The sequence below is a fragment of the Pseudomonas sp. zfem001 genome (genome assembly GCF_032621725.1).
GTDB classification, from domain to species: Bacteria; Pseudomonadota; Gammaproteobacteria; order Pseudomonadales; family Pseudomonadaceae; genus Aquipseudomonas; species Aquipseudomonas sediminis.
Genome location: NZ_JAVYJI010000001.1, coordinates 934,445 through 946,540, shown reverse-complemented (window position 1 = coordinate 946,540; position 12,096 = coordinate 934,445). Strand labels below are relative to the sequence as shown.

The 12,096-nt window shown below is 61.0% G+C and carries 12 protein-coding genes and 3 tRNA genes; 5 read left to right on the top strand and 10 right to left on the bottom strand.

Features of this window, described 5'->3' with window-relative positions:
* Window positions 1–3 precede the first annotated feature (3 nt).
* Window positions 4–2,328 (bottom strand): DUF1631 domain-containing protein, encoded by a 2,325-nt coding sequence (locus RTH74_RS04560; protein WP_316913881.1) that lies wholly within the window; start codon window positions 2,326–2,328, stop codon window positions 4–6.
* A 206-nt stretch (window positions 2,329–2,534) separates the two neighbouring features.
* Between RTH74_RS04560 and RTH74_RS04555 the strand changes: the two genes are divergently transcribed.
* The 3 genes from RTH74_RS04555 to RTH74_RS04545 all read left to right on the top strand — a co-directional run bounded on the left by RTH74_RS04555 (window position 2,535) and on the right by RTH74_RS04545 (window position 2,777).
* Window positions 2,535–2,610: transfer RNA gene (locus RTH74_RS04555), tRNA-Asn, on the top strand.
* Between the two features lie 9 nt (window positions 2,611–2,619).
* Window positions 2,620–2,696: transfer RNA gene (locus RTH74_RS04550), tRNA-Pro, on the top strand.
* Between the two features lie 5 nt (window positions 2,697–2,701).
* Window positions 2,702–2,777, top strand: a tRNA-Lys gene (locus tag RTH74_RS04545).
* A 46-nt stretch (window positions 2,778–2,823) separates the two neighbouring features.
* On the opposite strand, the gene RTH74_RS04540 is transcribed toward RTH74_RS04545, so the two are convergent.
* The 5 genes from RTH74_RS04540 to RTH74_RS04520 form a co-directional block, all read right to left on the bottom strand.
* Window positions 2,824–4,704: a potassium transporter Kup gene (locus RTH74_RS04540; protein WP_316913880.1), complete on the bottom strand. Its 1,881-nt coding sequence runs from the start codon at window positions 4,702–4,704 to the stop codon at window positions 2,824–2,826.
* A 187-nt stretch (window positions 4,705–4,891) separates the two neighbouring features.
* Window positions 4,892–6,193 carry an NAD(P)/FAD-dependent oxidoreductase gene (locus RTH74_RS04535; protein ID WP_316913879.1) on the bottom strand — a complete coding sequence of 434 codons (1,302 nt, stop codon included), beginning with the start codon at window positions 6,191–6,193 and terminating at the stop codon, window positions 4,892–4,894.
* Between the two features lie 63 nt (window positions 6,194–6,256).
* On the bottom strand, window positions 6,257–6,430 hold the full coding sequence (locus tag RTH74_RS04530) for a DUF3094 family protein (RefSeq protein WP_099522576.1): 174 nt from the start codon (window positions 6,428–6,430) through the stop codon (window positions 6,257–6,259).
* 162 nt (window positions 6,431–6,592) lie between these two features.
* Entirely contained in the window at window positions 6,593–7,147 is a 555-nt protein-coding gene (locus tag RTH74_RS04525; RefSeq protein ID WP_316913878.1) for an MOSC domain-containing protein, read from the bottom strand.
* Window positions 7,144–7,773 (bottom strand): DUF1780 domain-containing protein, encoded by a 630-nt coding sequence (locus tag RTH74_RS04520; RefSeq protein ID WP_316913877.1) that lies wholly within the window; start codon window positions 7,771–7,773, stop codon window positions 7,144–7,146. The genes RTH74_RS04525 and RTH74_RS04520 overlap by 4 nt, the downstream gene beginning before the upstream one ends.
* Before the next feature lie 197 nt (window positions 7,774–7,970).
* Here RTH74_RS04520 and RTH74_RS04515 point away from each other — a divergent pair, with 197 nt between their 5' ends.
* Together RTH74_RS04515 and RTH74_RS04510 are read left to right on the top strand one after the other, a co-directional pair.
* A complete protein-coding gene (locus tag RTH74_RS04515) occupies window positions 7,971–8,660 on the top strand; it encodes an energy-coupling factor ABC transporter permease (RefSeq protein ID WP_106732628.1) in 690 nt (229 codons plus the stop codon).
* A 106-nt stretch (window positions 8,661–8,766) separates the two neighbouring features.
* The gene (locus tag RTH74_RS04510; RefSeq protein ID WP_316913876.1) at window positions 8,767–8,982 is read left to right on the top strand and encodes a hypothetical protein; all 216 of its coding nucleotides are present in this window, start codon (window positions 8,767–8,769) and stop codon (window positions 8,980–8,982) included.
* 47 nt (window positions 8,983–9,029) lie between these two features.
* Here the strand turns inward: RTH74_RS04510 and yacG are convergent, their stop codons facing one another.
* The 4 genes from yacG to RTH74_RS04490 form a co-directional block, all read right to left on the bottom strand.
* Window positions 9,030–9,224, bottom strand: a complete 195-nt coding sequence (gene yacG / locus RTH74_RS04505) for a DNA gyrase inhibitor YacG (RefSeq protein WP_112211224.1) — start codon at window positions 9,222–9,224, stop codon at window positions 9,030–9,032.
* Window positions 9,221–9,829 (bottom strand): dephospho-CoA kinase, encoded by a 609-nt coding sequence (gene coaE / locus RTH74_RS04500; protein WP_316913875.1) that lies wholly within the window; start codon window positions 9,827–9,829, stop codon window positions 9,221–9,223. Before coaE ends, yacG begins: the two co-directional genes overlap by 4 nt.
* A gap of 176 nt (window positions 9,830–10,005) precedes the next feature.
* Window positions 10,006–10,875 (bottom strand): prepilin peptidase, encoded by an 870-nt coding sequence (locus RTH74_RS04495; protein ID WP_146746851.1) that lies wholly within the window; start codon window positions 10,873–10,875, stop codon window positions 10,006–10,008.
* Window positions 10,876–12,096: a type II secretion system F family protein gene (locus RTH74_RS04490; protein ID WP_106732630.1), complete on the bottom strand. Its 1,221-nt coding sequence runs from the start codon at window positions 12,094–12,096 to the stop codon at window positions 10,876–10,878.

Genomic DNA, 12,096 nt, shown 5'->3' with positions numbered 1-12,096 from the left:
TCCTCAGCGGGGTTCGGCTGTGCGCCCAGTGAAGCGCTGCAGCACACGGTAGATGGCAGTCAGCGCGCGATCAACCAGTGGTGTCGCGCGTTCGGGTGTCACGATACGGGCCAGGCCCTTTTCCATCTCACTGGCCAGCAGGGTTAGAGGCTTGATCGCCACGCGCTGGCCACTGTGGTCGACGAACATGTAGTTGTGCGTGGTCGGGCTAAACCAGGAAAGCTTGAGTACGCGGCTCTTGCTGCCATCGACGAACTCGAACCAGGTGCCGAATTCGACGTTGGCCAGTTCCTTGGCCAGGGCTTGTGCGCGCGCCGAGAGCTTGCTGCGCGAAGGTGCCTGGCGAGCCAGGTCGGCATCCTCGCCGAGCATGGCGCCCAACGGACTTTCTGGCAGGGTGGGTTTGAGCTGGGCGGCCAACTGCGGTTGTTTGGCTTGCACCGCATGCTGGCAGGCCACCAGGTCCTGCAGTAGACGACGGATACCGTCTTCGTGATAGCCGCCGAGCAATTCCAGGCCCTTGCGCAGGTCGCTGAGCATCGGCACGCGCTGCTCCTGCAACTGCAGCGCCTCGGTCTCGTTCAGCGGGGTGCCGCTCCAGGCCAACTGCTCGGCCACTTCGCAGGAGCGCTTCCACTCCGTGCTCTGCTCGCCATGGCGCAGCAGGACGAAAACCAGCACATCGGCCCAGGTCAGCTCGAGGAAATTGCGGATGATTGTCGGTAGGTTGCGCTGCCCGATGCAGCGCTGAATCACCTCGAGTGCCTGCTCGCGAGCCCCCAGTAGGCGATCACGGCCCTTGGCTGCCTCGACTGCGCGGCGTTCGCGCAGCTCGACCTTGTGGCGCAGGGTTTCGACGTATTCGTTGAACTCCTCGATCAGGCTGTCAAACAGCCCCAGATCGCCGTTGAAACCGTGAATCACCCGTTCGACCACCCACTGCATCTTGGCCAGCAGGCCGCGTTCGTCGCCCTCGTTGCCATACAGCACGCCGGCTTGGGCCATGGTGTTGAGCAGGCGCCGCGCCGGATGGTGGTGCTGGGTAAACAGCGCCTTGTCTTGCAGCGCGATTTTCAGATAGGGCGTATGCAGGTGCGACAGCGCTGTCTTGCAGGCGTCCGGCAGGTTCTCGTCATCGAGGATGAAGTCGAACAGCATGCCAACCAGGTCGATCACGTCGGCTTCCTGGTCGGACACCTTGCTATCGCCGGGCAGGCTGCTGTGTGATTCCAGCTGCTGCTGCAGGTCGGCTTTGAGGCCTTCAACGGCCTGCGGTTGATGCAGGCGCTGGGCCAGTTCGTGGGCTGACTGCTGTTGCATGCGGTTGAGCGCAGCGAGCAGTTCGCTGGCGCTGTAGGTGCGGCTGGCATCACGCGGGGAAAAGCTGATGATGCTTCGTGTGCCACCGAGTAGTGGGGCATCAGGTTGGCTCTGACGGTGCTCGCCGAGCAGGCTGGACAAGCCGCTGAACAACGCGCCCGGCTCGCTGGGCGGTGGTGCGCTGAGGTCCAGGTCGAGCAGTGCCGGCTCTGCGGGCGCAGGGTTTTTACCCGGTCTGCCTGATGTTTGCTGTTGGGGCGTCGGGGCTTCTTTCGTTGGGGCGTCGGGGCGGCTGACGCTTTGAGTGATCTGTGCGCTGTACTTGAGGTTGGGCAGCACGCCGGCATCGATCAGGCGCTGGTTGAGCGCGCCATAGAGTGAATCGAGGCTTTGCATCACATGGCGATCGAAGAGCATGTAAAGGATGGTCTTGATCTGCAGCGGGAAGGGGCAGGGCGCCAGCGCATCGCGAAACGCCTGGGCAATCGCCTGGGGGCCGAAGGGGTTGCTGTCCTCACCGAGCTTCTGACCATTGTTGAGCAGCGCCAGGCGCTGTTCCAGGGCAAATAGTGGCTGGGTGCAGCGTGCCTTGACCCGGCTGACCATATTGGTGACCTGCAGGGTTTCTTCGTAATCCTCGTTCTGCACCAGGGCCAATTGTTCGGGGTCGAGTGTGGCCGGTGTCTGATCCTGCAACTTGCCGTCGAGGAAATCGGAAAAATTGTTGGCGATGGTCTGGTGGTAGCTGCGCTCGATCTGCGGGCGCTGGCGGCGGATCTCGCGCATGTTGTCGAAGAACAGCGTCTGCACCTTGTTGTTCTCGGCCTTTTCGGCGCATTCGAACAGGGTGTCATCGACCTGGCCGAATACACCACTCAGATGCTCCGCCAGGCGATTCATCACCAGTTTGCGGCAGGCTTGTACCAGGTCGCTGAAGCGCGGCTGTATACCGCGGCTGGCGAGGCTGACCACCTTGGGATGAATGGGGGGCTTGTCCTGGTTGCTCATGGACTGTCCTGGCTGGCGTCTTCGGCTGGCGCGTCCTGCGTCGTGCCACAGTTCGATGAAACATATAGTAGTCCATGGCTTGCCTGCAAAGCATTGTCGTAAAAGCAGTTTACAGGGGTTGACAGGGAAATTTTGCTACGTAAAATGGCGCGCCTCTGAAGCGGTAAAGCGAAAGCCAAAGCGCAGAAGAGCTGGAAGACCGAAGTTCCGCGATAGCTCAGTCGGTAGAGCAAATGACTGTTAATCATTGGGTCCCTGGTTCGAGTCCAGGTCGCGGAGCCAACTTCCTATCGGGGTATAGCGCAGTCCGGTAGCGCGCTTGCTTTGGGAGCAAGATGTCGGGAGTTCGAATCCCCCTACCCCGACCATTTTTGGGTCGTTAGCTCAGTTGGTAGAGCAGTTGGCTTTTAACCAATTGGTCGTAGGTTCGAATCCTACACGACCCACCATACAACGACGAAGCCCGCCAAGTGCGGGCTTCGTCGTTTCTGCGTTTCAGATTTCCACTTGAGTACCCAGTTCGATCACGCGGTTCAGCGGCAGGTTGAAAAAGCGCAGGCTGCTGTTGGTGTTCTTCAGCATGAAGGAGAAGATCATCTCGCGCCAACGCGCCATGCCAATGCGGTGGGTCGAGACCACCGTTTCCCGGCTGATGAAGTAGGTGGTGTGCATCGGTTCGAAACTCAGCCCGGGAACCTGGCATTGGCTGAGCGCCAACGGCACATCGGGGCGTTCGCTGAAGCCGAAATGCAGCAGTACGCGGTAGAAGCCTTCGCCATGCTCCTGAATTTGCACGCGCTTGCTGGCGGCAACGCGCGGGCTGTCCTCGCTGATCACCGTCAGCAACACCACATGCTCATGCAGCACCTGGTTGTGCAGCAGGTTGTGCAACAGCGCATGCGGCACGCTGTCGGTGCGTGCGGTCAGAAACACCGCAGTGCCTTTGACGCGATGTGGGGGCTGGCGGGCGATGCTGTCGCTGAACACCTCGAGTGGCAGGGCATTCTCGCCCAGGCGCTCGAAGACGATCTCCTTGCCGCGCTTCCAGGTGGTCATCAATACGAACAGGACGATCCCGGCGACCAGCGGGAAAGCGCCGCCGGCCAGCACCTTGGGCAGGTTGGCGATGAAGAACAGGCTGTCGACCAGCAGGAAGCCACCGAGTATCGGCAGCGAGAGCCACTTGGGTAGGTTCCACAACAGCAGCATCACCGCAGCGGCCAGCAGCGTGGTGATCAGCATGGTGCCGGTCACCGCCACGCCATAGGCCGAGGCGAGGGCACTGGATGAGCCGAAACCGAGCACCAGTAGCACGACGCCGATCATCAGCATCCAGTTCACCGTACCGATGTAGATCTGCCCCTGTTCGGTATCCGAGGTGTGCTGGATGAACATGCGCGGGATATAGCCCAGCTGGATGGCCTGGTGGGTCAGCGAGAACGCGCCGGAGATTACAGCTTGGGAGGCGATCACCGTGGCCAGGGTGGACAGGGCCACCATCGGCAGCAACGCCCAGCCCGGTGCCAGCAGGAAGAACGGATTGTGTGCGGCGGCCGGGTTGGCGAGGATCAGCGCACCCTGCCCCAGGTAATTGAGCAACAGGCCCGGCAGCACCAGAAAGAACCAGGCGCGGGCGATCGGCTTGCGACCGAAGTGGCCCATGTCGGCATACAGTGCCTCGGCGCCGGTCAGTGCCAGCACCACGGCGCCAAGGATGGCCAGGCCGATGCCGGGGTGGACGATGAAGAAGTGAATGCACCAGTAAGGGTTCAGCGCCTTGAGCGCTTCCGGGTACTGGCTGATGCCATGGACGCCTAGCAGTGCAAGCACGCTGAACCAGAGCAGCATGACCGGCCCGAAAAGAATGCCAAGGCGTGCTGTGCCGTGTTTCTGGATCAGGAACAGGCTGACCAAGATCACCAGCGCCAGTGGCACGACCCAGCGCTCGATGCCGTCGAAGGCGACCTGCAGGCCTTCGACCGCCGACAGTACCGAGATTGCCGGGGTGATCATGCTGTCGCCGAAGAACAGCGCCGCGCCGAACAGACCGATCAGCAGCAGCACTTTGCGCAGACGTGGGTAGTTGCGTGCGGCACGTTGAGCCAGCGAGGTCAGGGCCATGACGCCGCCTTCGCCGTCGTTGTCCGCGCGCAGAATGAACAGTACGTACTTGACCGATACCACCCAGATCAATGACCAGATGATCAGCGAGAGAATGCCCAGTACGCCCTCATGGTTGGGCGCTACGCCGTAATTGAACACTTCTTTCAAGGTGTACAGCGGGCTGGTGCCGATGTCGCCGTAGACCACGCCGGTAGCGGCGATCAGCAGTGCAATGGCCGAGGGTTTGGCGGCAGTCGTATTGCTTGGGTGCATCTGCGATGCTCCGTTGCAGGCGGATTCTGGAATGGGGATGTCAGGTAGTTGCCGAATCTGTGGCTCGGCTGAAGGCGGGGCGTTGCCGGGTCATTGCGTATTCATGCGCGATGCCTCGAATGGGCAGATGTTGGCGAGCAGGACGCTCGCCAGCGACTGGGGCGTCCGTGCCCCAGTATAGACAGCTTCAGTGCAGCTTGAGACGTGGTTCGGTGCTGCGCCCGATGCGGTCGCTGAGCATCAGCAGCAGGGTACGTGGTACGCCATACAGGGCCATCTGGTGCATGCGATAGAGCGATACGTAGAACACTCGCGCCAGCCAGCCTTCGAGCATGACGCTGCCGGTCAGGTTGCCCATCAGGTTGCCGACTGCCGAGAAGCTCGACAGCGAGATCAGCGAGCCGTAGTCGCGATAGCGGTATTCCGGCAGCGGCTGGGCGCTGATCTTCAAACGTAGCGATTTGGCCAGCAGCGACGCCTGTTGGTGTGCGGCCTGGGCGCGTGGCGGCACGTTGCGGCCCTCCGTGCCCGGCTGCGGGCAGGCTGCGCAGTCGCCAAAGGCGAATACGTCGTCATCGAGGGTCGTTTGCAGGGTCGGACGCACCTGCAGCTGATTGATACGGTTGCTCTCCAGGCCGTCGAGATCCTTGAGGAAGCCGGGGGCGCGAATGCCGGCCGCCCAGACTTTCAGACTGGCCGGGATGAAGTTGCCGTCGGCGGTTTTCAGGCCATCGGCAGTCACTTCACTGACGGCGGCGCCGGTCAGTACGGTGACGCCGAGCTTCTCCAGGGTCTGGTGCACCGGGCGGGCGATGCGCTCGGGCAGGGCTGGCAGTACACGCGGCCCGGCCTCGATCAGGGTGATGCGCATGTCTTCGGGGCGAATGCGATTGAGGCCATAGGCAGCCAGTTGTTTGGCAGCGTGGTGCAGTTCTGCAGCCAGCTCGACACCGGTGGCGCCGGCACCGACGATAGCGATATCGATCTTCGAGCCGTCTTCGCTCTCGCTGGCATGCGCGCGCAGGTAGTGGCTGAGCATGCGCCGGTGGAAGCGTTCGGCCTGCGCGCGGGTGTCGAGGAAAATGCAGTGCTCAGCGGCGCCGGGCGTGCCGAAGTCATTGGTGGTGCTGCCGACGGCGATCACCAGGCTGTCATAGCTGATGCTGCGCTCAGGCATCAGCACCTGGCCGTCGTCGTCCAGCGTCGGTGCCAGGGTGATGCTCTTGCCGGCACGGTCCAGGCCGGACATGCGGCCGAGCTGAAACTCGAAATGGTTCCACTTGGCCTGGGCCACGTAGTTCAGTTCGTCTTCCGAGGAGTTCAGCGAGCCGGCGGCCACTTCGTGCAGCAGGGGCTTCCAGATGTGGGTAAGGTTGGCGTCGACCAGAATGATCCGGGCAGCGCCACTCTTGCCCAGTTTTCTACCAAGGCGGGTGGCCAGCTCCAAACCGCCGGCGCCGCCGCCGACAATCACGATGCGATGGGACATGGATATTGCTCACAAGGCTTTGAAAAATGCGGTGTGAGTGCGAGAGGGCGAGCGCAAGGCAGCTCATAGCACCAGTCGACTCAGAAGGCGGCTCAGCAGGCCCAGGCCAATGGTTACGACCAGGACCACCGCCAGCAGCCGCCAAACGCGAAACGGTTGACGTTCGACCTGATGCTGCGGTGCGCTCAGGTATTGGTCGACTTTCTGTTGGTCTTCGGGGCTCAGGCGACTGGTCATGGGTGGGCCTCTGCTTGAATACGGCTATCTTAGCAGGCTGTTGTAAAACTATCTGCGTTGCCACTGCTGCGTTAAAAACAGGCTCAAAATGCTCATTTACAGCTCGTAAACTCCGCTTTTTCGCTTGTTTTTGCCTTGCATTGGCTGCCTCGCCTACGTTTTTCAACGGCCTGCTAGGCGTGCCCGCCAGCCTTGGCGAGCGTCGTTGTCCTGCGGGTCAGATATCGTTTCGAGGGTTTCCACGCTTACGTCGTCCTCCAGGCGGATGATGCCGCCTTCTATCACGCGAGCGGTGATACCGCCATGGCCACGCATGGCCTGGAAGGTACCGCGCCCGAGACGTTCCTCCAGGCGGGCGCAGGGTTGGCACCAGCCGGTGGTCTCCAGCAGTGCCTGGCCGATGCGAAAACGCCGACCCTTCAGGCTGAACAGATTGATGCCGGCAACCGCGATATTGCGGCGCAGCTCGCTGGGTAGCATGGGCGCATCGCGGCCGAGCAGGGCGGCAACCACGGCTAGGTGCTCCCACTGGATCAGCGTGACCTGGCGTGCATTGCGTGGCCCGGGGCGGCTGTGATCGCCGGTCAGGCCGGCTTCACGCCGCGCTTCCACGGCCTCGACTTCGAGCATCGCCTCGCGCGCCTTGGGGCGAACCCCTATCCAGCGTACCTGGCCGACCTGCGGCACCTCGGCGAGCAATTCCTGCAAGGGGCTCATAGGCCGATTCCGATGTCGAACAGCAGACTGCGCCCGAGGTTGTGCCGCAGAAAATCCGGCGCGTCCGGGTGAGCGAACAGCACGCGGGCGAAGCGCGGGCCAACCAGCGACAGCGAGCGCCAGCCCTGGCGCAGATATTCGGTGGGCGGCGGGAAGTGGCTGTTGCAGTCGAGCACAGCGCGCTTGAGGCTGACGAAGGCGACCAGATCGAGTTCGCCGAGGTCGATGCCACGCTCGCGATAGTTATGCGCCTTCTTGCGCAAGGTCGGCGCCAGACGCGCCTGCATCTCGCTGGCTGGAATACGTTTGGGGCGCGCTTCGCGCCTGACCAGTTGGCTGAGGGAAAAGGCGCTGCGGCGACGTTCCAGCTCGGCGCGCCACTCGTCATTGAGGCGCCGACCTTCATCGAGCACGAAGAACACTTCGAAATTGGCATCGCGAAACAGCACGTCCGGTGGCTCCTGGCCACTGGGTGTGAAGTCGTCGCTGTGATGGCGTATGTTCAAGGCCTGCAGTAGGCGCTGACAAACCCAGCGCTCACGCTCCCATTTCTTCGCGTTGGAGAGGAAGGCATTGGCCTGTTCGGCCTGGTGCGTGAGTAAGCGCAGGTAATCGGAATCGTCCATGACCAAAGCTTAGCCGTAGCGCTTACCCGCATGCCAGTGCTGCAACTCCAGTCGTTCCGGTGAGCGTGGAAATCCAGCAGGGTTTCGTTGGCTGTTGTCGATCAATGGCAGGGCAAGTGCTCTGCCGGCAAAATCAAGTCCGAGTACCGGTGTAGACTGCCGGGCATGGCGATGAATGAAGGAGAGGGTGTGCGCGCATGATCGCTTCCAACCTGCTGGCGTTCTCCACCTTGTTGGTCGGCTGGCTGGTCTACGGGCTAGCTCTGCTCTGGGCGGTGGCGCGGGCGCCCTGGGTCGAGCTGTTCAGTGATCTACGCCGCCAGCATCTGCTGTTCGGCACCATGCTCGCGCTGTTCTTGCTGTGGCTGGTGCGTCGCGATTTCGACTCCGGGCTTTCCTATCACTTCATCGGTATGACTGCCGTGACCCTGCTACTCGACTGGCCACTTGCCGTGCTGGCGGGCCTGGCGGCGCAGCTTGGCCTGCTGGCTATCGGCCGTATGGATCTGGCCTCGCTCGGCATCAACGGCGTGTTGCTGGTGCTGGTCCCTACTCTGATCACCGAGTTGTGCGCGCTACGTGTGGAGCGCGCGCAGCCGCGCAACCTGTTCGTCTATATCTTCTTCTGCGGGTTCTTCCCGGCGGCATTGGCGACCCTGATGACCTTGCTCGGCGGTCTCGCCCTGTTGTGGATGGACGGGCTGTTCCCCATGCCGCCCTGGCTGGACGACTTTGCCGGCTACCTGTGGCTGGTGGCGTTCCCCGAAGCCTTCATCAACGGCACCATCGTCACTGCGCTGGTGGTGTTTTACCCGGACTGGCTGGAAACCTTCAACCGCAGCCGTTACCTGCAGGCGCCCTGGAAGGAGAGCGATCGCGGCGAGTGAATGACGCCGTATTGGCCGATTGAATGCCGCCGAGCGGATTGATCCCCGTCAATATCCGAAACGGGCCTGCCGCCATGCTGTGAGAAACGCCTCCGAGGGACTCGATATGAGTGTTCACAGCTGGGCAAGAAACGCTGTTCAGGACGATTTGCATGACGCCGAAACGCAGGGCTACGAGACAGTCGTGGCATTGCGTGCGCTGCTGTCGGAGGTCGTCCAGCGGAGCAAGGCGCTACGTGATCCCCAGGAGTTGGCGCACGAACTGCAGTTTCTCGCCGACAACCTCGACGATGACCGCGACTACGCCTTTATGCGCCCCTGATGCGCGCAAGACGCTACTGTAGGAGCGGCTTTAGCCGCGATTGCTCGTCAATGCGGCCGCGTCGGCAGATCGCCGCTGAACATCTCGTCTTCCAGGTCATTGCCGGGAATCGCATGTTCCTCAGCGGCCCAGGCGCCCAGGTCGATCAGCTTGCAGCGCTCGCAGCAGAATGGACGATAGGTGCTCTCGGCTTTCCACTCGACGGGCGCACCGCAGGTGGGGCATTGAACGATCGTGGTCATGGTTGGCCTCCGCGCAGGGTCAGATAGAAGTTGTGCAGGCGCTCGACCTCCGCGTCCAGCCAAACCCTGTCTCGATCATTGACCAGTACGTCGTGGGCATGGCACAGGCGCTCTTCGCGGCTGGCCTGAGCCTGCATGATGGCGCGAACCTGTTCTTCCGAACTCTGGTCGCGGGCGATGGTGCGCTGCACCTGCAACTCGGCCGGCGTGTCGACGACCAATATGCGTTGGGTCATCTGCCGCTGACCGGACTCGACCAACAGTGGCGACACCAGAATCGCATAGGGCGATTCTGCGCGCGCCAGAACCTGAACGATCTCCTGGCCGATCAGCGGATGCAGCAGGCTTTCCAGCCAGCGGCGCTGCTCGGGGGCGGCAAATATCAGTTTGCGCAGCGCGGCGCGGTCCAGTTCACCATTGGCTTGCAGTACGCCTGCACCGAAGTGCTCGACGATCTTGGCCAGCGCCGGACGACCTGGTTCGACTACCCAGCGCGCGGCATGATCCGCGTCGACCACGTGCACACCGCGCTCGATAAAGCCTTGCGCCACTGCGCTCTTGCCGCTGCCAATGCCGCCAGTCAGGCCGAGTATCCAGGGTTTCATGACGCCAATGCAGCCTCGTTATTGCTCAAGGCCGCGATTGTAGGGGGGATTGCTGGATGATGCGAACCGCGTGTGCCGCGATCCGTCATCCCCGCGAAGGCGGGGACCCAGCTGTGAAGTCAGGATAACTCCTGGTCCCCCGCCTTCGCGGGAGTGACGAGTGTTACTGGGTTAGCTCAAAACCCAGCGAACTTCAGATAACTGCCGGTAATCACATCACCCCACAGCAGGGCGATCCACCCGGCAATCGCCAGGTAAGGGCCGAAGGGAATCGGCGTGCCGGAATCGCTACCGCGCATGCGCAGCAGGATTACCCCCAGCACCGCCCCGACCAGCGACGACAGCAGAATGGTCAGCGGCAGAATCTGCCAGCCACCCCAGGCGCCGAGCATGGCGAGCAGCTTGAAGTCGCCATAACCCATGCCTTCCTTGCCGGTGATCAGCTTGAACAGCCAGTACACCGACCACAGGCTCAAATAGCCGACAATCGCCCCCCACAGAGCATCTTCCAGGCTGGTGAACAGCCCGAAGTAATTGACGATCAAGCCCAGCCAGAGCAGCGGCAGCACCAGTGCATCCGGCAGGATCTGGTGGTCGGCATCGATCAAACTCATTGCCAACAGCCCCCAAGCCAACACCAGCATCGCCCCGGCTTGCCAGGTAAAACCGAAATGCCAGGCGACGTATGCCGAAAGCAGCCCGCAGGCCAGTTCGACGATGGGGTAACGTTTGCTGATCGGCGTTTTGCAGTTAGAGCACTTGCCGCGCAGGAACAGATAGCTGATGACTGGGATGTTCTCCCAGGGGCGGATCTCATGGCCGCAGTTTGGGCATGAGGAGTTGGGGAGGATCAGGTTGAAGGTCTGAGCGGTTGGTGCCGGCGGCAATTCCAGCACCTCGCGCGCCTGACCCTGCCAGTCGCGCTGCAGCATCACGGGTAGGCGGTAAATCACTACATTGAGGAAGCTGCCCACCAACAGGCCCAGCAGCAGAGCACACAAAACAAACGCCAGCACATGGCTGGCCAGGAAGTAGATCACAAGCATTTAGACGACGGAACCCAGCTGGAAGATAGGCAGGTACATAGCGATGATCAGACCGCCGACCAGTACACCGAGAACAGACATGATCAGAGGCTCCATCAGGCTGGTAAGGCCGTCGACCATATTATCCACTTCAGCCTCATAGAAGCTGGCCACTTTGTCGAGCATTTCATCCAGTGAGCCCGATTCTTCGCCGATGGCGGTCATTTGCACCGCCATGCTGGGGAAGGTGCCGGTGGTACGCATCGAGAAGTTCAGCTGCATGCCTGTGGAAACGTCCGCCTTGACTTTGTTGGTAGCGTTCCTGAACACAACATTGCCGGTTGCACCCGCTACCGAATCGAGCGCATCTACCAGCGGTACGCCTGCCGCAAATGTAGTGGAAAGGGTTCGTGCAAAGCGGGCAACGGCAGACTTATAGAGGATGTCGCCAACAATAGGGAGCTTCAGGACGCCACGGTCAACGGAGTCACGAAGCTTTTGCGAGCGCTTCAAGGCTTCTTTGAAGGCAAAAGCCGCAGCGAATATTATGATCAGGAAAACGAACCACCACTCTTGCATGACTTGGGAAATACCTATCACCATTTGAGTGAAGGCTGGAAGCTCGGCGCCAAAATTGGCAAATACTTCCTCAAATTGTGGTACCACCTTGATCAGCAAAATGGCTGAAACGATGACTGCAACCACGATTACTGCAATAGGATAATTCATCGCCTTCTTGATTTTGGCTTTCAGTGCCTCGGTTTTTTCCTTATAGGTAGCGATGCGATCCAGTAGGTTCTCAAGAGCGCCTGCCTGTTCACCGGACTCCACCAGATTGCAATACAGCTCATCGAAGTATTGCGGTTTCTTGCGTAGTGATGCAGCAAAGCTGTTACCACCAGCTACTTCTTGCTTAACCTCATCAACTAGTTTGCGCATATTCGGGTTGTCGAAGCCCTCGGCGATGATGTCGAAGGACTGCAGCAGCGGCACACCCGCCTTCATCATGGTGGCCATTTGCCGCGTAAACAGCGCGATGTCCATTGGCTTGATTTTCTTGCCTGCGCCACCCAAGGATAGGCTCGACTTCTTGCGCACCTTGGTGGGGTTGATCCCCTGCTTGCGTAGGTGTGCCTTAACCAAGGACGGGTTCTGTCCGTTGATTTCTCCTTTTACGACGGCACCGCTTTTATTCTTGCCTTCCCAGGTAAAAACACTGGTCTTTAGAGCTTTTTCCGCCAT